Source organism: Rheinheimera tangshanensis (assembly GCF_014645135.1).
In the GTDB taxonomy this organism is placed as follows: domain Bacteria; phylum Pseudomonadota; class Gammaproteobacteria; order Enterobacterales; family Alteromonadaceae; genus Pararheinheimera; species Pararheinheimera tangshanensis.
The window spans coordinates 640,592-666,740 of the sequence record NZ_BMLH01000001.1 but is presented as its reverse complement, the minus strand read 5'-3'; the positions used below and the strand labels follow the sequence as shown (position 1 = coordinate 666,740).

Annotated in this window: 25 protein-coding genes; 2 read left to right on the top strand and 23 right to left on the bottom strand. The window is 47.3% G+C overall.

The window, feature by feature from the left end; all coding sequences use genetic code 11:
• Positions 1 to 4 precede the first annotated feature (4 nt).
• From IEW88_RS03015 to xerD, 20 genes are all read right to left on the bottom strand, one after another.
• Complete coding sequence (locus IEW88_RS03015) at positions 5 to 2,488, bottom strand: circularly permuted type 2 ATP-grasp protein (protein ID WP_185148505.1); 2,484 nt, start codon at positions 2,486 to 2,488, stop codon at positions 5 to 7.
• A gap of 8 nt (positions 2,489 to 2,496) precedes the next feature.
• Positions 2,497 to 3,456: an alpha-E domain-containing protein gene (locus IEW88_RS03010; protein ID WP_147902805.1), complete on the bottom strand. Its 960-nt coding sequence runs from the start codon at positions 3,454 to 3,456 to the stop codon at positions 2,497 to 2,499.
• A gap of 3 nt (positions 3,457 to 3,459) precedes the next feature.
• Positions 3,460 to 4,911 carry a circularly permuted type 2 ATP-grasp protein gene (locus IEW88_RS03005; RefSeq protein ID WP_147902806.1) on the bottom strand — a complete coding sequence of 484 codons (1,452 nt, stop codon included), beginning with the start codon at positions 4,909 to 4,911 and terminating at the stop codon, positions 3,460 to 3,462.
• A 244-nt stretch (positions 4,912 to 5,155) separates the two neighbouring features.
• Entirely contained in the window at positions 5,156 to 6,154 is a 999-nt protein-coding gene (gene rpoS / locus IEW88_RS03000; RefSeq protein WP_053423231.1) for an RNA polymerase sigma factor RpoS, read from the bottom strand.
• A 97-nt stretch (positions 6,155 to 6,251) separates the two neighbouring features.
• Positions 6,252 to 7,100, bottom strand: coding sequence for a peptidoglycan DD-metalloendopeptidase family protein (locus tag IEW88_RS02995; RefSeq protein WP_147902807.1), 849 nt, complete (start codon positions 7,098 to 7,100; stop codon positions 6,252 to 6,254).
• Positions 7,101 to 7,103: 3 nt separating this feature from the next.
• On the bottom strand, positions 7,104 to 7,682 hold the full coding sequence (locus tag IEW88_RS02990) for a YqaA family protein (RefSeq protein WP_147902808.1): 579 nt from the start codon (positions 7,680 to 7,682) through the stop codon (positions 7,104 to 7,106).
• Positions 7,683 to 7,698: 16 nt separating this feature from the next.
• Positions 7,699 to 8,337: a protein-L-isoaspartate(D-aspartate) O-methyltransferase gene (locus tag IEW88_RS02985; RefSeq protein WP_053423234.1), complete on the bottom strand. Its 639-nt coding sequence runs from the start codon at positions 8,335 to 8,337 to the stop codon at positions 7,699 to 7,701.
• 3 nt (positions 8,338 to 8,340) lie between these two features.
• Complete coding sequence (surE, locus tag IEW88_RS02980) at positions 8,341 to 9,093, bottom strand: 5'/3'-nucleotidase SurE (RefSeq protein ID WP_147902809.1); 753 nt, start codon at positions 9,091 to 9,093, stop codon at positions 8,341 to 8,343.
• A gap of 27 nt (positions 9,094 to 9,120) precedes the next feature.
• Positions 9,121 to 10,173 (bottom strand): tRNA pseudouridine(13) synthase TruD, encoded by a 1,053-nt coding sequence (truD, locus tag IEW88_RS02975; protein WP_147902810.1) that lies wholly within the window; start codon positions 10,171 to 10,173, stop codon positions 9,121 to 9,123.
• A complete protein-coding gene (gene ispF / locus IEW88_RS02970; RefSeq protein ID WP_288743115.1) occupies positions 10,173 to 10,655 on the bottom strand; it encodes a 2-C-methyl-D-erythritol 2,4-cyclodiphosphate synthase in 483 nt (160 codons plus the stop codon). The genes truD and ispF overlap by 1 nt, the downstream gene beginning before the upstream one ends.
• Positions 10,652 to 11,341, bottom strand: a complete 690-nt coding sequence (gene ispD, locus IEW88_RS02965; protein WP_147902811.1) for a 2-C-methyl-D-erythritol 4-phosphate cytidylyltransferase — start codon at positions 11,339 to 11,341, stop codon at positions 10,652 to 10,654. The genes ispF and ispD overlap by 4 nt, the downstream gene beginning before the upstream one ends.
• On the bottom strand, positions 11,338 to 11,622 hold the full coding sequence (ftsB, locus tag IEW88_RS02960) for a cell division protein FtsB (RefSeq protein ID WP_147902812.1): 285 nt from the start codon (positions 11,620 to 11,622) through the stop codon (positions 11,338 to 11,340). Before ftsB ends, ispD begins: the two co-directional genes overlap by 4 nt.
• Positions 11,623 to 11,715: 93 nt before the next feature.
• The gene (locus IEW88_RS02955; RefSeq protein ID WP_147902813.1) at positions 11,716 to 12,360 is read right to left on the bottom strand and encodes a hypothetical protein; all 645 of its coding nucleotides are present in this window, start codon (positions 12,358 to 12,360) and stop codon (positions 11,716 to 11,718) included.
• A 75-nt stretch (positions 12,361 to 12,435) separates the two neighbouring features.
• The gene (eno, locus tag IEW88_RS02950; RefSeq protein WP_127020624.1) at positions 12,436 to 13,731 is read right to left on the bottom strand and encodes a phosphopyruvate hydratase; all 1,296 of its coding nucleotides are present in this window, start codon (positions 13,729 to 13,731) and stop codon (positions 12,436 to 12,438) included.
• A gap of 61 nt (positions 13,732 to 13,792) precedes the next feature.
• Positions 13,793 to 15,430 carry a CTP synthase gene (gene pyrG / locus IEW88_RS02945; RefSeq protein ID WP_147902814.1) on the bottom strand — a complete coding sequence of 546 codons (1,638 nt, stop codon included), beginning with the start codon at positions 15,428 to 15,430 and terminating at the stop codon, positions 13,793 to 13,795.
• Positions 15,431 to 15,625: 195 nt separating this feature from the next.
• Entirely contained in the window at positions 15,626 to 17,152 is a 1,527-nt protein-coding gene (lysS, locus tag IEW88_RS02940) for a lysine--tRNA ligase (protein ID WP_147902815.1), read from the bottom strand.
• Positions 17,153 to 17,179: 27 nt separating this feature from the next.
• Positions 17,180 to 18,278 (bottom strand): peptide chain release factor 2 gene (gene prfB, locus IEW88_RS02935; protein ID WP_185148506.1). Its coding sequence is split into 2 segments (ribosomal slippage): positions 17,180 to 18,202 and positions 18,204 to 18,278, totalling 1,098 coding nucleotides; the frame shifts between segments, so codons are not numbered across the junction.
• 136 nt (positions 18,279 to 18,414) lie between these two features.
• A complete protein-coding gene (gene recJ, locus IEW88_RS02930; RefSeq protein WP_147903199.1) occupies positions 18,415 to 20,136 on the bottom strand; it encodes a single-stranded-DNA-specific exonuclease RecJ in 1,722 nt (573 codons plus the stop codon).
• 21 nt (positions 20,137 to 20,157) lie between these two features.
• A complete protein-coding gene (gene dsbC, locus IEW88_RS02925; protein ID WP_053423244.1) occupies positions 20,158 to 20,865 on the bottom strand; it encodes a bifunctional protein-disulfide isomerase/oxidoreductase DsbC in 708 nt (235 codons plus the stop codon).
• A 21-nt stretch (positions 20,866 to 20,886) separates the two neighbouring features.
• The gene (gene xerD, locus IEW88_RS02920) at positions 20,887 to 21,792 is read right to left on the bottom strand and encodes a site-specific tyrosine recombinase XerD (protein ID WP_147902817.1); all 906 of its coding nucleotides are present in this window, start codon (positions 21,790 to 21,792) and stop codon (positions 20,887 to 20,889) included.
• Between the two features lie 24 nt (positions 21,793 to 21,816).
• Between xerD and fldB the strand changes: the two genes are divergently transcribed.
• Positions 21,817 to 22,422, top strand: coding sequence for a flavodoxin FldB (gene fldB, locus IEW88_RS02915; protein ID WP_229670254.1), 606 nt, complete (start codon positions 21,817 to 21,819; stop codon positions 22,420 to 22,422).
• Here fldB and IEW88_RS02910 read toward each other — a convergent pair.
• The 3 genes from IEW88_RS02910 to IEW88_RS02900 form a co-directional block, all read right to left on the bottom strand.
• Positions 22,419 to 23,153 (bottom strand): substrate-binding periplasmic protein, encoded by a 735-nt coding sequence (locus IEW88_RS02910; RefSeq protein ID WP_229670252.1) that lies wholly within the window; start codon positions 23,151 to 23,153, stop codon positions 22,419 to 22,421. The genes fldB and IEW88_RS02910 overlap by 4 nt on opposite strands.
• Positions 23,154 to 23,298: 145 nt before the next feature.
• Positions 23,299 to 24,492 carry an amino acid aminotransferase gene (locus tag IEW88_RS02905; protein ID WP_053423245.1) on the bottom strand — a complete coding sequence of 398 codons (1,194 nt, stop codon included), beginning with the start codon at positions 24,490 to 24,492 and terminating at the stop codon, positions 23,299 to 23,301.
• Between the two features lie 52 nt (positions 24,493 to 24,544).
• Complete coding sequence (locus IEW88_RS02900; protein ID WP_147902818.1) at positions 24,545 to 25,234, bottom strand: GAF domain-containing protein; 690 nt, start codon at positions 25,232 to 25,234, stop codon at positions 24,545 to 24,547.
• A 511-nt stretch (positions 25,235 to 25,745) separates the two neighbouring features.
• Between IEW88_RS02900 and IEW88_RS02895 the strand changes: the two genes are divergently transcribed.
• Positions 25,746 to 26,141 (top strand): translation initiation factor, encoded by a 396-nt coding sequence (locus tag IEW88_RS02895; protein WP_147902819.1) that lies wholly within the window; start codon positions 25,746 to 25,748, stop codon positions 26,139 to 26,141.
• The last annotated feature ends 8 nt before the right edge of the window (positions 26,142 to 26,149 follow it).

Sequence of the window (26,149 nt, the reverse complement as noted above, 5' to 3'; positions counted from 1 at the left end):
CCATTTAAAAGCTCTGCCAGGATTTGCCCGCTTCCGCATGGCTGAAATACGACAAGGTAATGCTGTCAGACAATTGCCTAAGCACAGTATGCAACTGCTGCAATAAAAGCCTCAGCTCTGGTGTTGCCTGTAACTGATCATCAAATAATTGTTCGGGTTCAGCCAGTTGCAGTAAAGATACCAGCTCCACTGCAAGTTTTTGCTCGCGGCTCAGCACCACAGCTGCACCGGGTTTAGGCAGTTGCTGAATTTGGCTGGCAAGACGGGCGCACTGATAACCCACAGAACGAGGCGTACTGTCATCCAGCAGCAGCAAGTCAATCACAGCCAGCGGGTGCAGCTCGGTTTTATAACGGCGCCTGTAGGTCATCAAGGTATCCGTCATACGCAAAACAGACTCCATCAACGAAGCGCTACAATTTCTACCCTGATCAAAGACAAAAACTTCCTGCAGCAGAGTGACACTTTGTAGTGCTCTTTCCAGGTGCTGACCTAAATCCATAAATCTCAGGGTTTGGGTGCGGCTCATGGTTTCGTTATTCAGACCATAAATAGCGGTCTGCAATAATATGACTTCATCCAGCAAACGCACCATTTGTTGCGGCTGCTGCCAGTTTAACGGATTCGGCCATTGCGTCAGCGCCAGCTGCAATTTATCCAGCACATACCAGGTGTCTTCGCTGAAGTATTCCCGTACTGACTGTGCATTAAAGAGTAAGTTTTTCAGCACCTGCGCTAAACCGGCCGGATGCTGTAGCGAAAAGAGTTCACTTAAAGCCTGCTGCAAAGCGCTGGTCTGCTGTAATGAACTCAAAGCTGCGCTGTCTGGCAAGGTGCCATTGGCCTGCAGGCAAAACCGGACTAAAGCTCTGCTGTCTTGCTGCTGACTGGTGCTGGCCTGAAAACTGCTTACACCAGCACTGGTCAAAAGCGGCACCGTATAACGTAAAGCACGGCACACTAAGTTCAGCCTTTCGTTGTAACGACCCAGCCAGAACAAATGGTCAGCCACTCTGCTTGGCAACAAGCCACTGTGGCGGGACAATAAAATACGTTTTTGGGTATTTTGCAGCAAGCTGACCGCATGGTCCTGATCGGCCAGTACCCAGACATCTTTAGCGACAAAGCCCATGCTGTAATGATGCTGCAGATAAAGCGGATCCGGACTGATGCGAGCCAAAGCGCCTGGCATCACAGCAGGACTATGCTGCTCGGACAACAATCCAAATAACCGCAACACGCCATATTGCTGATGCTCGCCTTGGGTAGCATTCCAGCAAGGCACTGTGCTTAAAGGTAGCAAATAGATGGCAATAAAAAGTCTGGGCTCTGCTTGCAGTTGCTGCTGCAACTGCTGTTGTTGCAACGGCTCCAGCTGAGCCCAAAGCCAGCTTTGGCCTGTGTCGACCCGATGGAACCTATACTGCATGGCATCAGACAACACCTGCTGTAGCAGATCAGGTTCACCACACCAAATAGCTGCAGTGCCAGGTAGCTGCAACTCTTCATTCAACAGTACCCGGCATAATTGCGGTAAAAACGGCAATAACACAGCTGAATCCACTAAGGCAGCTCCTGGCGGATTAGCACAAAACAGCTGCTGCTGGCGGATACTTTGCAATAAACCTGCAGTGCCTGTTGAATCCGGGTCCAGTTCCAATGCGTCACAACGTGCATCGGGTAAATAGCGCATCAGGCTGTCGACCTGCTGTAAACCTGTGACTGTTTTAAGCCATAAAGCACCGTCTTTAAACATCAGATCGGCACTGTGCATCAGGGCTATATCTAAATAATTGGCTAAAAAGGCATGTTCAAAATAGGCAGCATCCCGTTTGCCATGGGTTAATAAACCACAAAGTGGCCGTCGCCCTTCGGCTGTATGGCCAGTGCCCTGTGCAAACACCAGCTGCAATTTACGGAAAAAACCAGCCAGCTGACTTTTACCTATGCTGTGATTCAGCTCACCAATGCAGTGGTTAAACGCCAGCCTGTGTTCTAACACAAAACCTAATCCTGCTGGCATCTGACTTTGATCGGCATAGACGCAAAACTGGCCTTTGCTATCCCGGCCTATATCCACCGCCAGCAAACTCAGCCACTGCTGATGAGTGGGTACCAGTTGATGGCAAGGCAACAAATAGTTTTTATTCTGAAAAATCAGTTCAGCTGGCAGCAGACCCTGTTGGATCAGTTGCTGGGGGCCATACAAGTCCTGCAAGATCATCGAGAGCAGCAATTGTCGCTGCTTTACTCCAGCTTGCAGCTGCTGCCACTCAGAGTCACTGACCAGCCAGGGCATTAAATCCAGCTGCCGTTGCTGTTCCAGCCAGGGATCAAAAGTGGCACCATTTTCCCGCAGTTGATGCTGCAGCTCCGTATGCAACTGCAACAGCTGCGACTCAGACTGTTGCTGCCACCAGAGTTGCAACTGCTGCCACTGTGGCAGTTCTGCCCAAAGCTGCTGTTCGTTGAACGACTGATCGTGCACTGTCATCCTCAAGCCGACATTTGCTGGCTGAGCTCTGAGGAAAACTCAATTGAAGGAGTACTGATGACCTGATGCAATTCAATGATCCCTGTCTGAAGTTGATCGATTAGCTGATGCAACTGACCTGTGGTTAATTCCGCTAAGTTCTGTGTTTTTAACAAATCCTGTAACTGCCAGACCCGTTGCAAAATAGCGGCACCATGAGGTAAAGCTTTGGCCGAAGCGGCCACTCTGTGCAAACAATAGGCAATAGAGCGCGGAAAGTCTGCGTACGTCAGTAAATAATCCACCGCATCCACTTCAGTGTTTTGATGGGCTAAATAGTAGTGGTAAGACTCTACGCCACCCAGAGCATTTAAGATCGAAGTCCAGCGAAAACGTGGTCTTTTAATATCTGTCGGCTGCAACTGCTGCAATACCATCACGTCCATAATACGAGTCGTCATATCGGCCCGCTCCAGATGCCGGCCTATGTTGAACAAATCAAAAGCATCACTGCGCAGCATAGTACCGTCCAACACCCCCACCACCATTTGGCAGCGACGGCTGACTTCCGTCATTAACTTGTATCTGTGCTGCCGTCCCTGCAACTGCTGACAGTGCTCCTGCAAAAACAAATCCAGTGAATTCAGCTCTTCCCACATATCACGGGGGATCAGTTGTCGCACTGTTCTGGCATTTTGTTTCAGCGCACTGCAGGCCGCTCGTATCGACACCTGACTACTGGCATCTGTAATTAAAAATCCCATCACCTGCTGCTCTAAGGTTAAATCGCTGGCCGGTAGCTGGCTTAGGAGTTCAACACTATTCTGCCCCAGCACATCCAACAACAAGGACCAACTGAACTGGCTGTCTTTGTGACTATCGATCAGTAAATGGCTGGTGGCATTAATTAAGCGGGCCGTGTCATCCAGACGCTCCAGATAACGGCCTAACCAGAATATATGATCCAAAGATTTTAATAACATAGATCAGACCTCATCGTTGATGATCCAGGTGTCTTTGCTACCGCCGCCTTGCGACGAATTGACCACCAAAGAGCCTTTTTTCAGTGCCACCCGGCTTAAACCGCCTGTGGTGCAGTACAAATCCCGGCCCTGCAAAATAAAGGGCCGTAAATCCAAATGCCGGGGTTCCAGCACACCGTCACATAAAGTTGGCGCAGTCGATAACGCCAAAGTCGGCTGAGCTATAAAATTACGCGGATTGGCTTTAATAGCTTCCGCCATTTGCTGTTGCTCTGCTTTGGTGGAGCGTGGGCCTATCAAAATGCCGTAACCACCGGATTCATTGGCAGGTTTCACCACCAACTGGTCCAGATTAGCCAACACATAGTCACGCTGTTTTGGATCCAGACACAAATAGGTAGGAACGTTGTCAATCAGCGGCTGTTCGCCGAGATAATAATTGATGATTTGTGGCACATAGGCATAGATCACTTTATCGTCGGCGACACCAGAGCCTGGCGCGTTAGCGATAGATACATTGCCTTTGGCCCAGGCTTTGATCAAACCCGGAATACCTAACACAGAATCGGGCCGAAAAGCTTGTGGGTCGATAAACACATCGTCCACCCGGCGATAAATCACGTCCACCCGCTGCAGGCCATGCAGAGTTTTTAAATAAACAATGTCATCCTGCACCAGTAAATCTGTATTTTCGGCCAGCTCAACGCCCATCTGCTGTGCCAGAAAACTGTGCTCAAAATAAGCCGAGTTATAAACACCAGGTGTTAACAGCACTATACAAGGCACATCACCAGGACGAGGAGATAAAGAGGCCAACATACGCCAGAGTTGATGCGGGTAGTCGTCTACAGGGTAGATAAAGGAATCGGCAAATAATTCCGGAAACACCCGTTTCATCACAGTGCGGTTTTCCAGCATATAAGACACGCCAGACGGCACCCTTAAGTTATCTTCCAGCACTAAAAATTGGCCTGAGCCATCACGCACCAAATCAGTCCCACAGATATTGGCCCAGACCCCATAACGGGGCGAAATGCCCTTACATGGTGCAAGGTAGTTGCGCGAGTCCAGCACTAAATCAGCTGGCACTATGCCGTCTTTCAGAATACGCTGATCGTGGTACAAGTCGTCAATAAACAGGTTTAACGCAGCTAAACGTTGTTTCAGGCCTGCACTAGTTTTTTGCCATTCAGAGCTTGGGATAGTGCGTGGCATTACATCTAAAGGCCAGCAGCGATCGATATTATTACCGTCTGAATACAAGGTAAAGCAAACGCCCATGGCGCTAATCGTTTGATTTAACTGCTCTTGCCGTTGAATCAGCTCAGCAGAGCCGTGGCGATCAATAAAACGAGCTATAGCCGCAGCCGGTGGTCGTATTTGTCCATCCGCCTGCACCAGCTCATCAAAACACTGGCTGATTTGCTGATAGTGCCCAAAACTTTTTGCACCCATTGGCGACTCCTTCCCGTCCGATACGACCCGAACAACTTAACTGATGGGCCTGCTTTTTTTGTTCTGTATCAGAAAGGAGCAAGGGTTATGCCATTGCAGTTCAGAGCTTGAACTTTGAGTGACAAGTTGGTGACATACAGAGAAAGTTGGGACTTCAGGTTTTAAGCGGAGAACTAAAACAGACTAGATGGTTTTGCTATTAAACAGAATATTAGGGTCAGAGCTAAAGCTCTGACCCGCTTCATTATTCCTGGAATAAAGTTTCGATATTCAGGCCCTGATGAGTCACAATTTCACGCAGACGGCGCAGTGCCTCTACCTGAATTTGTCTTACTCTTTCGCGGGTTAATCCAATTTCCTTACCTACATCTTCCAGCGTCGATGGCTCATAGCCTAATAAACCAAAACGGCGGGCTAAGACTTCTCGTTGTTTGGCATTCAGCTCATCTAGCCAAATCACCAGATGCTGGCGAATATCTGCATCCTGTAATTCAGTTTCCGGGCCTAATTCTTTTTCATCTGCTAATACATCAAGTAGCTGTTTTTCTGAAGAGCCTGCAACAGGGGTATCCACTGAGGTAATTTTTTCATTCAGCTTCAACATCTTGCGTACCTCTTCGACAGGCCTGTCGAGTGCCGCTGCGATTTCTTCCGGTGTTGGCTCGTGATCCAGTCGTTGTGATAACTCACGGGCTGCACGCAGGTAGATATTCAGCTCTTTGACTACATGAATAGGCAAGCGAATAGTACGGGTCTGATTCATAATGGCCCGTTCTATGGTTTGACGGATCCACCAGGTAGCATAAGTTGAAAAACGAAAACCTCGTTCAGGATCAAACTTTTCCACAGCGCGGATCAAACCTAAATTCCCCTCTTCAATCAGATCCAGCAAAGCTAAACCTCGATTGATATACCGACGGGCAATTTTCACCACTAAACGTAAGTTGCTTTCAATCATACGTTTACGGGCAGCTTTATCGCCTTTCAGTGCAAGACGGGAAAAATAGACTTCTTCTTCGGCAGATAATAGAGGGGAAAAACCAATTTCACCCAGATAAATCTGAGTGGCGTCCATAGCTCTCTGGCTATCATTGGCTGTAAAAACATCGTCTGGGGTAGTGTCTTCTTCCGCTGCTAAAGCGGCTAAATCGGGTTCTGCGTTATCATCATCTGCTAAAAGAACATCATCTGTTAATTCAGCTTCTTTAAATTCAATTACATCATCGTCATCTTTATGGCCCATTTCCTTCTCCCACTTCTACAAGCTTTGGGTATCACCTGAACTGCCCGGTATCCTTACCTGTTCGCCCTTTCGGGGTGATGTTTTTTATTATATTTAATTATTTTAAGTATCGTTTTGGATCAACAGACTTACCACGGAAACGGATCTCAAAATGCAGCCGGACAGAGGTCGCATCAGTATCACCCATTTCAGCTATAGTTTGTCCGCTTGCGACAGTATCACGCTCTTTCACCAGTAATTTACGGTTATGAGCATAGGCGCTTAAGAAGTCGTCGTTGTGACGGATAATCACCAGATTGCCGTAGCCCCTTAGTGCATTTCCCGCATAAACGACTTCACCCGCCGCAGCTGCTTTTATAGGAGTCCCTGCTTTTCCTCCTATATCTAACCCTTTGTTACCATGTTCAGCATTAGAGAAGCCTGCCAGTAGTGGTCCACGAACTGGCCATGACCATCTTACTTTAGAACTGGAAACAGAATTTTCTGCTGAAGTTGCATTTTCCTTTACTGTCTGCTTTCGAACATAACCCGTTTGATTGTTGCGCGCAACAGCTTTGTTAGCAGTTGTTAATTTACTTTGCGTTCGCGAAGGATTCTTTACTGTTGCAGTCGCTATTTTTGGCACTTTAACGGATGAATAACGCTGTTCACCGCGAATTGATGTGTATTTTTTGTTACTAAATCGTAACGTTTGACCTACAAAAATACGATAAGGAGGTAAAATATTATTCAGTTGAGCCAGTTCCCTGTAATCCATACCGGCTCTGAATGCAAGCGAATACAAGGTGTCACCTGTTTGAACAACATAACCTGAGACTGGTTCACCTTGTGGGTATTTTTTGTAGTAACTTTTGATGTCATTGAGTGTAGTAACAGGTGCTGGCGATTCTCTTGAGCTACAAGCCGTTAATGTCAGAACCAGGCAACAGACACTCAAATACTTCATCAGTTAGCGATAGACCAGATATAAAATGCCGCCAACAGCCACAGTGCCCCAGCCTAACCAATCGACTATATCGCGCAGTTTTTGCTGCATTTTTTCACCGCCCCAGTACATCAGGCCTGCAACCAAAAAAAACCGACTAGCGCGACCAATAAAAGAAGCGATAACAAAAGGGAAAAAAGCCATATTCATCAATCCTGCGCCTACGGTAAATAACTTGTAGGGAATAGGAGAGAAACCCGCAATAAATACCACCCACACACCATAGGTAGTGAACCAATGTTCTACTTTGGCAAAAGTCTCCTGATAGCCCATGTATTCGACGGCAGGCAATACGAGTGGTTCATACAGCCATAAACCAAGGAAATAGCCGCAAATACCACCAAATACCGAAAACAAAGTGGTGATCCAGGCAAAACGCCAGGCCTTGTCAGGTTGGGACAATGCCATAGGAGCTAACATCACATCTGGCGGTATAGGGAAAATAACGGATTCAGTAAAACTCAAGCCTGCTAAATAACGTTCTGCATGCCGGTGTTTTGCCCATACCAGTGCTTTGTCATACATCCATTGGAAAATTTTCAACTGTTCATCCTTTTGATTAAGCCAGCTCACCCGGAACTAAGGGTACAAAACGCACGGCCTCGACATCTTTTTGTTCAAACTCATCCCCAATGCGGGTGAATACTCGTAACACTTGCTCCTGAGAGCCGACTGGGATCACTAAACGCCCGCCCTCTGACAGTTGCTGCAATAAAGCTTGTGGCACTTCATGAGGTGCAGCTGTCACTATAATGCAGTCAAAAGGCGCTTTACTGGCCCAGCCAAGCCAGCCATCACCATGTTTCATCGACACATTGTGCAAATCCAGCTGCTGCAAACGGCGTTTGGCCTGAAACTGCAACGACTTTATCCGCTCTACACTACAAACCTGTGAAAATAAACGCGCCAGTACAGCGGTCTGATAACCGGAGCCAGTGCCTATTTCCAGCACCTTTTGACATTGCTGAGATTGCAGCAATAACTCTGTCATTTTCGCTACTATATAAGGCTGCGAAATAGTTTGGCCCTGGCCTATGGGCAAAGCCGTATTTTCATAGGCTTTATGTGCCAGTACAGCTTCGACAAACAAATGCCTTGGCGTTTGCGCAATAGCGGACAACACTCTGCTGTCCTGAATACCATCCTGCTGGAGCTTTTGTGCCAATACTGCGGCACTGCGATGGGTGACTACAGCCATAACTTAACACTCAATTCCATCTAACCAGTCCGTTAATAATTCCATGCTGCGATAGGCTGTCATGTCGACATGCAAAGGCGTAATAGAGGCGTAACCCTGGGCTATCGCATAGAAGTCTGTGCCTGGGCCTGCATCCAGCTCGGGTCCTAAGGAGCCATACCAATAGATGGGACGGCCCCAAGGGTCTGTAGAGCTTTGCATGGTTTCAGCCTTATGACGACGGCCCAAGCGGGTCACCTGTATACCGCGCAGTTGCTCCAATGGCACAGCTGGTACATTGATATTTAAAATTTGATCCGCAGGCAGTGGCTGAGATTTTAATTTTTTAATCACCTGCACTGTGACATAAGCTGCGGTAGCAAAATGCCGCTCATCACGACCAGCTAAAGAGACCGCAATGGCAGGCAAACCTAAATGTCTGCCTTCGGTAGCTGCAGCTACGGTGCCCGAATACAGTACATCGTCGCCTAAGTTTGCACCGTGGTTAATACCAGCCACTACCAAATCCGGTGCTTTGTCCAACAACTGATTGATCGCCAAATGCACACAGTCTGTTGGGGTACCATTGACTGCGATAAAACCATTATCCAACTGCTGAGTACGTAACGGGTTTAATAGGGTGAGCGAATTGCTGGCCCCACTGCAATTGCGATCGGGCCCTACAGTAGTGACTTCTGCTATGGCAGATAAAGCCTGCTGCAGCACCTGAATACCTTTGGCGTACACGCCATCGTCGTTACTTAATAAAATTCGCATTGATGATCTGCCCTCGCCCCAAAGGGGTTAATCCAATGTGGCGTAATTACGTTGCACATCCTGGTAATTCACCAGCTCCCGTAAAACGGCAGTGGCAAAACAACCTGAATAGAGTTTAAAGCTAATTTTTACATTTTGGCCTTGTACTTCGGCCGTTAAATCTTTTGGTATAACCCGAATGCTGCGTCGCTCCGCCCTGACATTAAGTTCAGCGAGCTTATCGACCCAATGCTGCCAGAGGCTCAGGCTTTGTTGTTCAAAAGCCAAAGCATCGGCCGTAGTTAAAGGCTCACCTAAACCCGGCAAGCCCGCCGTGGGATGAAGGTCAGCCTCCAGTAAGCGTTGCCTTAAAGTGTCATCGCTCTGCGGCACTTTAAAAATAGAACCAGAGCCATCCAGTTGAACCACTTCACCCATCAGCAACTGATTAAAAGTACCAGCTTTTACCCGCGCATCGACTTGTAAATTAAACAAAAAAGAACGGCTGGCCGACAAAGCTAAACCGCGTATTTTCCGATCCTCAATACCACCACCAGAAAATAGCTGTTCGGCTAAAGCTAAATTACCACCCTGAATACCAAAACGTTGTTCGCCGTAATAATTCGGCACGCCTTTTTTCACTAATTCCAGCCGCTGTAAAAGAGCCGGAATATCACTGACATCCCTTAACGTCAGGGTGAATTCGTTATATTTTATCGAGCCTAACTTTAACCTACGCTGATGACGGATACTGTCGAGAACTTTAACGCCCTCGATATTCCAGTCCTGCCAGTTCAGTTGTTGTTTGATAGGCACGGGCACACAAAACCACTGACGGGTTACAGCGTGTCTATCTTTTAAACCGGCATAACTGACCTGGCGGGCTTTACAACCTACTAATTCAGCCAATAACTTAGCGACATATTGCGTATTCTGACCAATTTTTTCCACTAGCAGCAGCATATGCTCGCCAGCGCCGGTCGGTGTAAAACTCAGCTCTTCATGCACAATAAAATCATCAGGTTGCACACGCAATAAAGCTGTAGTTTCAGGCTGGCCATATAAATAACTTAGCTGTGGCAGCTGCACTGTTCTTTGCATCAGGACTTCACCAACAGCACCACGGCTTCAACAGCAATGCCTTCTTTGCGACCAACAAAACCAAGTTTTTCTGTTGTAGTGGCTTTGACATTGACTTGTGACAAACCGCAGACCAGATCTTCAGCAATACAAGCGCGCATCGCATCGACATGAGGCGCCATTTTTGGCGCTTGCGCCATAATGGTCACGTCCAGATTACCCACTTCGTAGCCTAAAGCTTTGACATCAGCAAAAACTTTACGCAATAAAATACGGCTGTCTATGCCTTTAAAAGCCGCGTCTGTGTCAGGAAAATGATGGCCTATATCACCTAAGGCCATAGCGCCTAACAATGCGTCGGATACAGCATGTAGCACTACATCACCATCTGAATGCGCCAGCAAACCTTGTTCGTAAGGAATTTTTACCCCACCTAAAGTGACAGGACCTTCACCACCAAAAGCGTGCACATCAAAACCATGACCAATACGAAACGGCATCATACAGAATGCTCCAGATAAAAAGCGGCCAAAGCTAAATCTTCAGCCTGAGTAATTTTGATATTGTCAGCATGGCCCTGCACCAAAAGTACAGGCAATCCTGCCCATTCCATAGCGCTGGCTTCATCAGTAATAGCCACGCCCTGAGCTAAAGCTTGTTGCAATGCATCCTTGAGCTGCGCTGTCGGAAACAACTGCGGCGTATAGGCATGCCATAAACCAGCACGATCAACCGTATGCTGTACAGTGTCAGAACCACGTTTCATGGTATCCCGCACAGGCGTGGCTAAAATGCCGCCTTGCCCTTGTTGAATACAGCTCTGAATCAAAAGCTCGATATCACTGACCCGCACTGCAGGGCGGGCGGCGTCATGCACCAGCACCCATGGGTACTGCTGCGCGTCAATCTGTAGCAAAGCGTTAAGCACTGAATTGGCGCGTTCAGCGCCACCATTCAGGCGTTGAATCTTCGGGTCATTCGCCAGAGGCAATGCAGGAAAATAAGGGTCATCCGGACTCAGCGCCAGATAAAATTGTTGTAAAGCAGGAACTTGTTTTAAGCGATGCAGCGTTTGCTCCAACACAGTCAGGCCACAAAGTTGCAGATACTGCTTGGGCTTATCCGCTTGCATTCGTTTGCCAACACCAGCGGCCGGGATCACAGTCGCAATAGCAGGAATAGCAGTCATTTTTTATCCAGCGGGCTAATAATCCGGAAAAATACTTCGTCTTGTCTGATCAAACCTAATTCGTTGCGGGCACGCTCTTCAATAGCATCCAGACCAATTTGCAGGTCAGTGACGTCCGCCTTCAGTAATTTATTACGCTTGGCCAGCACTTCATTTTGTTGTTCCATCTTGGCAAGTTCAGTTTTATGAGCCCAATACTCCATCACGCTGTGTTGGCCAAGCCACAAGCGATGTTGAAGTGCTGCAAGCAGCGTCAGTAACAATAAAACCAACAGGCGCATATCAAACCAACAATGAAAAAGATAAAAGTATTATGAAGCTTATCGGCCAGACTGGAAAGCCGAAAATAAAGGCTTATGCAGGAAAAATGTGACTTAAGGCTGAAAAGGCTTAGCAAAGTTCTGCCAATTTAGCCGGCTTGCCAGCAATAACTCTCTTAAACTCAAGACTCGTGGGGTTTTGCGTTCACTGTTAAGCCACTGATGACCACAACAAGCGGCTGTCATTAAGCTTTTTGTTGGCTTAAGTAAGAATTTATCACTGTTTTCGTCGGTCAAAGGGGTGCCGTTAAAACTAAACCAGCCATGTTCATTGCAATGCAATCTCTGCCCATTGATATCAATTTCATCGACTGAGTCCAGCCAAACTGTTTCTTGCGCCAATTGGTTTTGGTAGACAGGCACTATCAAAGCTAATTTTTTGTGTTTTAAGTAAAACTGTTCAATTTGTTCAATGCCTTGTTCTTTGGCCGGACACTGTGGGCTTTGACGACCTATCCAACTGGCATTTTGACTATCCATTTCAAGCGGGGATTTGTGCGACAAAATACTGCTGGCGCAGCGGCGGATATAAAAAGGCAAACTGGCAATTTTTTTAGGAAGACCAGTTAAAAACTCAGGGGCAGTTTTGGCATAACGCATTAACTCCCGTTCATACAAAGCATTACAAAGCTCTGTATACGTCAGGTCCTGCGCCGGGCCTTGCCACAGCTGATGTTGATCGGCTGAATGTTTTTTCATCCGTTGATGGTAATCAAGGGAGCAAAAGCAATCAAGAGGGCAAAAACCACCCTTGATTGCTTTATCTGATCAGGCTTACGCCTGGCCTTTGATTTCTACACGGCCACGGTACGGGGCTTTAGCACCTAATTCCTGCTCAATACGCAGTAACTGGTTGTACTTAGACACGCGGTCTGAGCGGCATAAAGAACCTGTTTTAATTTGACCAGCAGCGGTACCTACAGCTAAGTCAGCAATAAAGGCATCTTCAGTTTCGCCTGAACGGTGTGAAATCACTGCGGTAAAACCTGCGTCTTTCGCCATTTTAATAGCGGCTAAAGTTTCAGTTAAACTACCGATTTGGTTGAATTTGATCAGGATAGAGTTACCAATGCCCTGCTCAATACCACGGGTCAGAATTTTCGTGTTGGTGACAAATAAATCGTCGCCTACTAACTGGATTTTGTTGCCCATTTTATTGGTCATGTCTTTCCAGCCATCCCAATCCGACTCATCTAAACCGTCTTCGATTGAAACTATAGGGAAACGGGTGGCTAAACCAGCCAGGAAGTCATTGAATTCATACGAGGTGAATTCTTTGCCTTCGCCAGATAATTTGTACTTACCATCGACATAAAACTCAGAGGCTGCGCAGTCTAAAGCTAAAGTGATGTCTTTGTTCAGCTCGTAACCAGCAGCGGCCACAGCTTTAGAAATCACAGTTAAAGCTTCTTCGTTAGACTTCAGATCCGGTGCAAAACCACCTTCATCACCCACAGCTGTATTTAAGCCCTGACTGTGCAGTTCTTTTTTCAGTTGGTGGAAAATTTCGGCGCCCATACGCAGCGCTTCAGCGAAGGTCTTAGCGCCAACAGGCTGCACCATAAATTCCTGAATATCGACGTTGTTATCCGCATGTTCACCACCGTTGATGATGTTCATCATAGGCACTGGCATGGAATACACACCAGGTGTGCCGTTTAAGTCGGCAATGTGCTGATACAATGGGATTTTTTTGTCAGCAGCAGCTGCGCGGGCTACAGCTAAAGACACAGCCAGAATAGCGTTAGCACCTAACTTAGATTTAGACTCAGTACCATCAAGATCGATCATGATCTGGTCAATTTCTGCTTGTTTGTACGCGTTTTTACCTATTAAAGCCGCTTTGATTGGACCATCGATATTGGCAACCGCAGTGCGCACGCCCTTCCCTAAATAACGGCTCTTGTCACCATCGCGCAGTTCTAAAGCTTCACGGGTACCGGTAGAAGCACCTGATGGCGCACAGCCACGACCCATGGCACCGCTGGCCAGAAATACATCGGCTTCTACTGTTGGGTTACCGCGCGAATCCATGATCTCACGGGCGATGATATTGACGATCTCAGACATGTAAATCCCCTTCTATGCTGCATAAACAAAAGCCGGACTCAAGGGCCCGGCTTTAATCAAATTAAACCAATTGCTGTTTCTGATATTTATAAGCGGCGGCCACGAAGCCCTGGAATAACGGATGTCCGTCACGTGGTGTAGAGTTAAATTCCGGATGGAACTGACCCGCCACAAACCATGGGTGTGTAGGTATTTCAATCATTTCAACCAGCTGGTTGTCCGCCGACAGACCAGAGATCTTTAAGCCAGCCTCTTCGAGCTGAGCAACATAGTTGTTGTTCACTTCGTATCTGTGACGATGACGTTCACTGATGATGTCATTGCCATAGATCTCACGGGCTTTGGTATTGGCTTTGAGGTTACAGTTTTGACTGCCCAGACGCATAGTGCCGCCCATATCAGACTTATCAGTCCGCTGTTCAACATTACCGTCCGCATCCAGCCATTCTGTGATGAGACCCACCACAGGGTAAGGTGTTTTCTTATTAAATTCAGTTGAATGCGCATCTTTCATGCCAGCTACATTACGGGCATATTCAATCAGCGCGACTTGCATACCTAAACAAATACCCAGGTAAGGGACCTTGTTTTCACGGGCATAACGGGCCGCTAAAATTTTGCCTTCGACGCCACGCTCACCAAAACCACCAGGCACCAGAATCGCATCCACACCAGCTAAAATGTCAGTGCCTTTGCTTTCGACGTCTTGCGAGTCAATGTATTTGATATGCACAGTTAAGCGATTTTTTAAACCTGCATGGTTTAAGGCTTCGTTGACTGATTTATAAGCATCTGGCAGTTCAACGTATTTACCGACCATACCAATGGTCACTTCGCCTGTAGGATTGGATTCCTGATACAACACCTGTTCCCATTCGGTCAGGTCAGCTTCAGGACAAGTCATATGGAAACGGCGCACCACTAAATCATCCAGACCCTGTGATTTTAACAGTGCAGGAATTTGGTAAATGCTGGACACATCTTTTAATGAAATCACAGCACGCTCTTCCACATTGGTAAAGAGCGCAATCTTAGCGCGCTCATTCGACGGAATAGCGCGGTCAGAACGGCAGACCAGAATATCCGGCTGAATACCAATAGAACGCAGCTCTTTGACCGAATGCTGAGTAGGTTTGGTTTTGATTTCACCGGCAGTGCCCAGGTATGGCACTAAAGTCAGGTGCATAAACATGGCGCGTTCGCGGCCAATTTCGGTACCTAACTGACGAATAGCTTCTAAGAATGGCAGGGATTCGATATCACCTACAGTGCCACCAATCTCCACTATGGCAATGTCATAACCTTCAGCACCAGCAATCACACGGCTTTTGATTTCGTTGGTGATATGAGGGATCACCTGAATAGTGGCACCTAAATAATCACCACGGCGCTCACGACGTAATACGTCCGAGTAAATACGGCCTTGGGTGAAGTTATTACGTTTGGTCATTTTAGTGCGGATAAACCGCTCATAGTGACCTAAATCGAGGTCGGTTTCTGCGCCGTCTTCTGTGACGTACACTTCACCGTGCTGAATTGGGCTCATGGTGCCCGGATCCAGGTTGATGTACGGATCCAGTTTAAGGATGGTCACTTTCAGGCCACGGGCTTCTAAAATAGCTGCTAAGGATGCAGCAGCAATGCCTTTACCTAAGGATGAGACAACCCCACCCGTCACGAAGATGTATCTTGTAGTCATGAGACCCCTGAGACGCCATTGGCAATAAAGAATTTACGAACTTAGGACGGGGGGAAATTATAACAAAGGGCAGCTTGCTGCTCAATCAAAAGGCAGGATAAAAAAATAATAAATCAGCAAAGCACAGTAAAAGCCTCTGTTTTAACGGAGCACAGAAGAAAAAGGCAGCTTGCGCTGCCTTTTTAAATTCAAAACTTAAGAACCGTGCTTATCGCTATGACGCATATGCGGGAACAGGATCACGTCCCGGATGCTTGGCGCGTCGGCCAGTAACATTACCAGACGGTCGATCCCAATACCCTGACCTGCGGTTGGCGGTAAACCATGTTCCAGTGCAGTGACGAAATCTTCGTCGTAGTACATGGCTTCATCGTCGCCCGCTTCTTTTTGTGCAACTTGCTCACGGAAACGTTCAGCCTGATCTTCTGCGTCGTTTAATTCGCTGAAACCATTGCCTAATTCACGACCACCAATAAAGAACTCAAAACGGTCGGTGATTTCCGGATTGTGATCGTTACGACGCGCCAGCGGAGAAATCTCTGCCGGGTATTCAGTGATAAAAGTAGGTTGTTGCAGCTTGGTTTCGACCAGCTCATCAAAGACTTCCATCAGAATACGGCCATGACCATAGTTGGCTTTGACTTCAATGCCTAACGACTTGGCAAGTTCAGCCACTGCTTCACGGGTCGTTAACTGCTCTAACTTCACTTCTGGGTTGTAGTGCAGAATAGATTCAGTCACTGACATACGGGCAAAAGGTTTACCGAAATCAAACAGGTTGCCCTGATAAGGCACTTCAGTGGTGCCCAGCACAGACTGCGCCAGACCGCGGAATAACTCTTCAGTGATATCCATTAAATCGTTGTAATCGGCATAAGCCCAGTAGAATTCCAGCATAGTGAATTCAGGGTTATGACGGGTAGAAACGCCTTCGTTGCGGAAGTTACGGTTCAGCTCAAATACTTTTTCAAAACCACCGACCACTAAACGCTTTAAATACAGCTCTGGTGCAATACGCAGGAACATTTGCATATCCAGCGCATTGTGGTGCGTCTCAAAAGGACGGGCCGAAGCACCACCTGGAATGCTTTGCAGCATTGGGGTTTCTACTTCTAAAAAGCCTTTGCTGTTAAAAAACTGACGGATATAAGCCACAGTTTTTGAACGGATTAAAAAGGTTTTGCGTGACTGATCGTTCACAATCAAATCTAAATAACGCTGGCGGTAACAAGCTTCCTGATCGGTTAAACCATGGAATTTGTCCGGCAATGGACGCAAGGCTTTGGTCAGCAACCGGATTTCGTCTAACCAGACGGTCAGCTCACCGGTCTGAGTTTTAAACAACACACCGCTACCGCCTATGATGTCGCCTAAATCCCACTTCTTAAAGCCTTCGTTATAGACATTCTCAGGCAGACTGTCGCGTGCAACATACAACTGCAGCTTGCCACCGACATCAGAAATAGTGGTAAAGCTGGCTTTACCCATAATACGACGCAGCATCATACGACCTGCCACAGTGACACGGATTTTCTTCTCTTCCAGCTCTTCTTTGCTCAGGTGCTCGTACTGAGCATGGATCTGGTCAGAAGTGGCATCACGGCGAAAATCATTTGGAAATGGGTTACCCATCTCACGTAAGCCAGCCAACTTATGTTTTCGCTCAGCAATCAGTTTATTTACGTCCTGATGTTCTTCGATAGGAGTGTTTTGTTCAGACATGATAAGTTCCTGATTTTGTGAGCTAAATTACAAACCGGCTTTTAAGCTGGCTTCAATAAATTTGTCGAGGTCACCGTCCAATACGGCCTGGGTATTGCGGGTTTCCACGCCTGTGCGTAAGTCTTTAATCCGCGAGTCGTCCAGCACGTAAGAACGGATTTGACTGCCCCAGCCGATATCCGACTTGGTGTCTTCCAGCGCTTGTTTTTCGGCGTTTTGTTTTTGCAGTTCAAACTCATACAACTTGGCGCGTAATTGCTTATAAGCGTTATCGCGGTTTTTATGTTGTGACCTGTCGTTCTGACACTGCACCACAATATTGGTGGGTAAGTGAGTAATACGCACCGCTGAGTCGGTTCTGTTGACGTGCTGACCACCAGCGCCTGATGCACGGTAGGTATCTATCCGCAAATCGGCTGGATTGATTTCAATTTCAATATCATCATCGACTTCAGGCGACACAAATACCGACGCAAACGAGGTATGGCGACGGTTGCCCGAGTCAAACGGGCTTTTACGCACTAAACGATGTACACCGGTTTCAGTGCGCAACCAGCCATAGGCATATTCGCCGGTAAATTTGATAGTACAACCTTTGATGCCGGCCACGTCGCCATCTGTCACTTCGTACAGTTCAGGTTTAAAGCCTTTGGCTTCGCCCCAACGCAGATACATCCGCATTAACATACTGGCCCAATCCTGAGCTTCAGTACCACCAGAACCAGATTGAATATCCAGATAACAATCCGCCGGATCGCTTTTGCCTGAGAACATACGACGGAATTCCAGCTTTGCCAGCTGAGTTTCCAGATCAGCAAGTTCAGCCTGAGCTTCATGAAAAGTATCTTCGTCTTCAGCTTCAATGGCAAGCTCGACCAGACCGGCTACGTCTTCCAGTCCCTGGTCCAGCTTGTCAATGGTACCCACCACTTGCTCTAAAGCCGAACGTTCTTTACCTAAAGCCTGAGCATATTCAGGTTTATTCCAGACGGCAGCATCTTCCAGCTCGCGGCTGACTTCTTCTAACTTTTCTTTTTTGGCGTCGTAGTCAAAGATACCCCCGAAGCACATTGGTGCGTTCAGTCAGATCTTTAATGGCGTTGTATACCGGATTTACTTCAAACATGATTTAAGGCGCTTAGAAAAAAATTGGTGGCGATTGTAGCAATTTTTCTGCAGACATGCAGCCATCCCGACGATTTTCTGTTGCGGATACTTTAGGGCCACAAAAATGCTGGCCCTAAAGTACTTATTTGGACAAGCTAACCAATTTTTTCAATTAAACGCACTATCAATTGCACCGACTGTTGCTCACGGTAGTCGTTGATATCCAACTGATAAGCCACGCGGATTTTTTTGACATTGGCATCAGGCCAGGCCTTGTTATCAGCGTTAAACCAGATGGCATCTACTAAGCTGCCATCACTGGATTCCAGCATCAGTTTCAGATGCTTATCAGCTAACAAGCGTTGTTGGCGGATAATAAATTCGCCTTCAAACACAGGTTCAGGGAACGCTTGTCCCCAGGGACCTGCTTGTTGCAACAGCCTTGCAAAAGGTACAGACAAGCAATCACTACCCAAATCTCCGTCTGTATAGAGCACTGCTGTCAGTAGCTCTGGCGTCAGGTATTTTTTTGCAACAAAGTTCAGCGCCAGCTTAAAGGTTTCAAACCGCTCTTCGGCAATAGTTAAACCAGCCGCCATCGCATGACCGCCAAACTTTTTAATCAGGCCAGGGTATTGGGTAGAAACTTCATCTAATAAATCGCGGATATGTAAGCCCGGAATTGAACGGGCAGACCCTTTGAGCTCGCCTGCATCGCCTTGAGCAAACACCAGCACAGGTCTGTGGTACTGCTCTTTAATACGGCCGGCCAAAATCCCGATCACGCCCTGATGCCAATCACTTTGGTACAAACACAAAGCGTCCGGCAACTCTTCAGAGGCAAAGGACAACCGCTGCAAATAAGCCTGAGCTTCCTGCTGCATGCCCTGCTCTATTTCACGGCGCTCGACGTTTAAGCTATCGAGTTCTGCCGCATACATACGGGCGCGGGGTAAATCAGGTGCTAATAAGCAGCTAATACCAAGGCCCATATCATCTAAACGCCCTGCGGCATTTAAACGGGGAGCTAAAGCAAAACCAAAATCCTGAGCTGTCAGTTTTTCCGCTTTACGATTGGCAATATCAATTAACGCCTGAATGCCTGGCCGGGCTTTGCCACTGCGAATACGTTGCAAGCCCTGATGCACCAGAATTCTGTTATTGGTATCCAGCGGTACAACGTCAGCCACTGTGCCTAACGCCACCAGATCCAACAGATCCGCCAGATTAGGTTCAGGCTGAGTTTCGGTAAAATATCCAAGGCTTCGAAGTTCAGCACGCAGCGCCAACAGCAGATAAAACGCCACACCTACACCAGCCAGTTGTTTACTGGGAAAGTCACAGCCCGGCTGGTTTGGATTGACGATAGCATCCGCATCCGGCAGTTCGTTGCCAGGTAAATGGTGATCTGTGACCAGCACTTTGACACCCATTTTTTTTGCCAGCGCTATGCCGTCAATGGCTGAAATACCATTATCAACTGTGACGATCAGCTGAGCGCCCTGAGCCACAGCAATTTCTGCCATTTCAACCGACAAACCATAACCATATTCAAACCGGTTCGGCACCAAATACTCCACATGCTTAAACCCCAGACTTTTTAAGCCGGTCAGCAGAGTGGCTGTGCTGGTGGCACCATCGGCATCAAAATCGCCGACTATGACAATATGCTGTTGCTGCTGTAACGCTTCAATCAACAAGGTTATTGCTGCTGAAATACCTTTGAGCAAAGTAAAAGGCAGTAACTGAGCAGCGCCCCGTGCCAATTGCAGCGAGCTTTCAATGCCGCGGCTGGCATAGATACGCTGTATCACCGGATGGTACTGGGAAAGCTCCGCCGAAATCGCCGGTACAGGCCGGCGTTGTAATTCTTTCATGATACTCAAGGATGGTTCCGCTTAAGACGCATTCTGACTCAGGGTAGCTACTAAAGCTGCGGCGGGTTGATAACCTGGAATTAAACGACCATCAGGTAAGATCAGAGCTGGAGTGCCATTGATACCAAAACTCTGGCCCAACTCGTATTGCTGCGCCACGTTGTTCTGGCAGCTGGCTTGCTTCACGGCTTTACCATTTTTTGCATCCGTCAGCGCCTGTTTGGCATCTTTAGCACACCAAATCGACTGCAACTCGTCATAGGTTGCCGACTGGATCCCTCCGCGAGGGAAAGCGAGGTAACGTACGGTAATACCAGCTTTATTTAAATCCGCCATTTCGTTATGTAACTTACGGCAATAACCACAGCTGGTATCGGTGAATACATGGATCACATATTTTTCGTCAGCGGCTTTAAACTCAATGACTGAACCGTCAAAGTCTTTTACACCGGCTTTGCGGATGTCTTTCAGGATATCCTCATTCACCAGTTTTTTATTTTTTAAGTCGTAAATATTGCCTTCAAACAGATACTGTTTGTTGTCTGACATAAAAAATAAACCTTTGTCGGTTTGCACCTGCAGCATGCCGGGCACAGTGGAGTCCGCTACAGCTTTGACAGTTAAGCCCACTTCAGAAAAGGCTTTATTCACTTCAGGTAACACCGCCTGTGCTGCTAAACCTGTACTCAAACATGCTGCCATAACGGCGAGATAGCTAAACTTCTTCATCTCTGTTTCCTGCTCCGCGGGCTAGCCCCTTGGATGATGTTGTTGATGTAAACTTTGCAAGCGCGCTTGCGCCACATGGGTATAAATTTGGGTAGTTGATAAATCGCTGTGTCCCAACAGTAACTGTACGACCCTTAAATCAGCACCATGATTCAATAAATGGGTAGCAAAAGCATGTCGTACCGTATGCGGAGACAACTCTGCACTAATGCCTGCCACTTTGGCATAAAACTTAATCCGGTGCCAGAAAGTTTGTCGGGTCATTTGCTGGCCTCTGTTGCTTGGGAATACCACATCACTTTGACCATCGAGCAACAAGCCGCGGCCCTGACGCAGGTATTGATCCAGCCATTCCACCGCAGTTTCCCCCAAAGGCACCAGCCGTTCTTTTTTGCCTTTGCCTGTGACCCGGACTAAGCCCTGGCGCAGATTAATCTGTTGCAAGGTTAAACCGACCAGCTCCGACACTCGAAGACCGGCTGCATAGAGAATTTCTAACATCACTTTGTCACGAAACTGAATTAAATCACTGACATCCGGCGCAGCCAATAATAAATCCACGTCCTGCTCAGACAGAGTTTTAGGCAACGAACGACCAATTTTGGGGTTAAAAACATCAGATAAAGGATTTTCGCTGATTTGTTTGGTTTTGTGCAGATGACGATAAAAGCGTCGTAAGCTGCTTAAAGTGCGGGAGGTGCTGCGTGGGCTAAAGCCCTGATCCACTCTGTAGGCCAGATAACTATTCAGCAGCAGTTGATCCACAGCCGTCAATTGCTGGTCGTGCTGCTGCAAAAACAACGCAAATTTAGTCAGATCTGTGCCATAGGCGCTTAAGGTATGTTCACTGACACCTTTATCCAGCCATAGCTGATCTAAAAAAGCCTGGATCAGTTGTTGCTCTGAGCTGGCCAATACCGTTGCCACTTCTTACTCCCGGGTTAATTTATCTTGTCTGACTTTGTTGGTTCAGACGCTTCTGCTACACTGCCGGCCCCACAAAGTGCTGAGTTATATCAGATGAACATTGGTCTTTTTTACGGATCCACCACCTGCTACACCCAGATAGTGGCAGAGAAAATTCAGGTGCTTTTAAGTGCTGACCCAAGTTTGCCGGATGGCAGCAGTGTAACACTTCATAATATTAAAGATCAGCCTCTGACGCTGATGGCAGACTACGATTTGCTGATTTTGGGTATTTCTACCTGGGATTTTGGTGAGCTGCAGGAAGATTGGGAAGCACATTGGGACGACATTAAAGAAGTCGACTTAAGCGGAAAAATAGTGGCTATTTATGGCATGGGCGACCAACTGGGCTATGCCGAATGGTTTCAGGATGCTGTAGGTATGTTGCATCAGGCCATAGCGCCGCAAGACTGTATTCGGATCGGGTTCTGGCCTACAGAGGGGTATGACTTTATTGCCTCCAAAGCAGTGACCTCAGACGGCGAATGGTTTTATGGGTTGGCGTTGGACGAAGAAAATCAATATGACCAGACGGATCAGCGTCTTAATGTATGGCTGACTCAGTTAATGAACGAACTGGTCGAACTTTAAAAACGACCAGCCATCACATTCTGGTACAAGGCTGTTTTTTGCACTTGAAGATGGGCTTGCTGCAGCTTCTTAACCAGTTCAGGATCTGTGTCCTTACTGGCTGCCAGATAGGTTTTTTGCTCAAGCTGTGGGATAGCCAACACAAAACGTGTGATGCCTTGAGGTTGAGCCAACTGCTTCTCCATCAACGTCAAGGCGGCCTCGTCGTCGATCACATAATCTACCTTGCCTTTGAGCAATAAACGCCAGGATTCCAGTATATCCGCAGAGAGTTGCAGCTCTTTGCCAACCTTCATACCTTGCTGTTTTAACCAGTGATAAGAGAAATCATCTCTTTGCACCGCAATCACAGCAGAGCCTAAGTCTTTGAGATGGTTTGGGGTCAAATCAGTGCGTTCAGTCAGTCTGACTAACCCTAACCTGTAAGTGGCTACAGGACCAATCCAGTGAAATTCTGTTTCCCGTTCTGTGGTTCGGGCCATGTTGTAAATCAGCACATTCGGCGTGCTTGTCGCAATATAAAAAGCCCTGGCCCAGGGATAGACTTCGATGCGGCTTTGCAGCCCCGCCTGTTGTAACGTAGCCTCAACAATTTGTGTGCTGACACCAGCAACCCGGCCATTTTCGACCGTCTGATGTGGCGGCGATAGCTCTGTCACTACCCGGATTGAAGCTGCATAGGCAGACACAGCTGACAAAGAAAACAGAACAGCACATAGACTTTTTAGCACTACTAACCTCAGGCAGATGTATGACTATCTATACGAAACTTTATTTATGCTAGCTTAAATCAGCGCCACCTTCCTGCGACTCAGTACTTTTTGCTGCAATTAAAAAGGGTGACACAAGCCACCCTTTATTGGTTAGTCTGAACGCTTAACCTTTTAGCACCTGCGCCATCGCTTTGGCGAAGTAATCAATATTGCTGTGGTTTAAGCCGGAGATACTGACGCGGCTTGAACCCACCATATAAATGCTGAACTCTTTCCGCAGACGTTCTATTTGTTCTTTGTTAATACCAAGGAACGAGAACATACCATGTTGTTTAGTAATGAAGCTGAAATCCTGTGTAATACCTTCAGCAATAAATTTATCGATAATCAGCTGACGGTAGTCATTGATACGATTACGCATCACAGCAAGTTCCTGATGCCACAGCGCAGTTAATTCCTGGCTATCCAGAATATGACTAACGATGATAGCGCCATGAGCTGGTGGCATAGAGTAGATACTACGTACCACGCTCAACAACACTGATTTTGCAATTTCAGTGGTTTTGCTGTCCGCTGTTACTATGCTACAGGCCCCTATACGCTCACGGTACAAACCAAAGTTTTTCGAACATGAACTACATAAAATCAGTTCCTCGACCAGATCAGCCAGATAACGTAAGCCCTGAGTGTCTTCTTCCAGACCTAAACCAAAACCCTGATAGGCCATATCCACCAGTGGCGTAAAGCCTTTTTCTTTGGCCAAATGCGCAAATTGTTTCCACTGCTCAAAGTTCAAATCCATACCGCTTGGGTTATGGCAGCAGGCATGTACCAGCACCACGTCACCTGCAGGGACTTGCGCCAGCTCAGTCAGCATGGCGTCAAACTTTAAGCCTTTGGTATCCCAGTCATAGTAACTGTATTCTTTGACTTTCAGACCGGCCGCCTGAAACAGAGAAATATGGTTAGCCCAGGTTGGGTTGGTGACCCACACCGTAGCATCAGGATTGGCTTTTTTAATAAATTCAGCAGCCACCCGTAATGCGCCTGTACCACCAGGGGTATGCGCTGTAGTGACACGGCCAGACAACAGTACTTTATGCTGACCAAAAGCCAGTTTCTCGATATGGCTGTTAAAGGATAAATCACCCGCCATACCAATGTAGGTTTTACTATCTTCGTTTTTTAAACGCAGCGCTTCTGCTTTCTTCACACAATCCAGCACAGCCGTATGGCCTTGCTCGTCTTTATAGACACCCACCCCAAGGTCCACTTTCAGTGGATTTGGATCTTCTTTATAAGCGGCCATTAAACCTAAAATGGGATCGATAGGGGTCGGCTGTAAGTGCGAAAACATAAATTTTACCTGTCAGTTTGCAGTGTTAAAAAATCAATTCGGTTTCATCTTATCATGCAGGCAGCAAGTCTGGCAGCACAAGACAGATAGCGACCAGACGAACCAGTGCATCTGTATGGTAGGCCTGACGTTTAAATGCCTCAGCGTCAATAATACCTGCCAGTTCACCTGTACTATTAAAGAGAGGCAAACAAGCTTCGGATAATACTTTGGGGTCGCAGGTATAATATTCGCCACCTGCGGTTAAATACGCAGTGACATCGTTAATCACTTTAGCTTTGCCGGTCAGACCCACAGTGCTGTTATTGCTGATTTGGGCAAACTCGGCTGTTAACGGAAATTCAGCACGGGAAGCCGCACCAAAATAGGCCAGCTTCACCAGTACGGTTTCGCCTTGTGGATTCTGACGTTTCTGATAAATACCAAACCAATCACTGTCATTGCTCTGCTGATAGTTTTTCACCACAGCAGTTAGTTGACTCAAAGCTTTTGTGGTTGCTTCGCTTTTACCTAAAGTAGCAGCTAAATCATAAGGTTCATCGGCCAGTTGACCAAACAAAGAACAAGCACCACCTTCGCCTAATTCCGGCACCTGATACGACCAGGTCACAGCAGGAGCTGACGCTGCGGCAAGTTGTGTTTTCAGTGCAGCCACAGCCTGTTCTATGGCTGTTTCCTGCCCTTCTAGCAAGGCAGATAATCCTGACTGTTCCAGATATAAATTAATAGACACTTCAGCCATCCAGATTTCTAAAATTAGCCGTAGTTTACCAGAAGCCTTTTATTTGCCAATGGCTTTTTTTACCTCCTTATTTTTATACCCTAAGTAATCGGAGTTGCAGCAAGGCGACAAGAGAGCGAGACCCAAGGAGCATAGGCCACTATGTGACTTGGGCGAGAGCGCGCAGGTAACAAAGCTGCGGCTTCAAGAACGACGGGTGTACCCTAAGTAATTGGAGTTGCAACAAGGCGACAAGAGATCGAGACCCAAGGAGCATAGGCCACTATGTGACTTGGGCGAGAGCACGAAGGTAACAAAGCTGCGGATTCAAGAACGACGGATGTACCCTAAGTAATTGGAGTTGCAACAAGGCGACAAGAGAGCGAGACCCAAGGAGCATAGGCCACTATGTGGCTTGGGCGAGAGCACGAAGGTAACAAAGCTGCGGCTTCAAGAACGACGGGGATAGCGCTTGCTGTTTATTATTAACTTGTTTATCGTGCGCTTTCTGATGACTTACACAGATTGTTTTATGAGTGGCAAAAAAATATCTTTAGCCGATTGGCAGCAGCAATTGGGTCGACCTGCTGAAGCTGCAACAGCAGCATCGGATGATTTGGTCTACAGTACAGATTCAGGCCGTATTGATAAACCCAAACCACAAAAAGTTGTGGCTCAGAGTTTTTCTGACGGTCATGCACGATTAAGACGGGAGACCAAAGGCCGTAATGGCAAAGCGGTGATCACTATTTCCGGCCTGGCTGAAAGCACAGAAACACTGGCGGAAATAGCAGCCCTATTAAAGAAAAAGTGCGGTTGTGGTGGTTCGGTCAAAGATGGTGTCATTGAAATTCAGGGTGACCAGCGCGAGCTGGTGCAGCAGGAGTTAACCAAATTAGGTTACAAACATAAGTGGGCTGGTGGTTAACCCGCCCC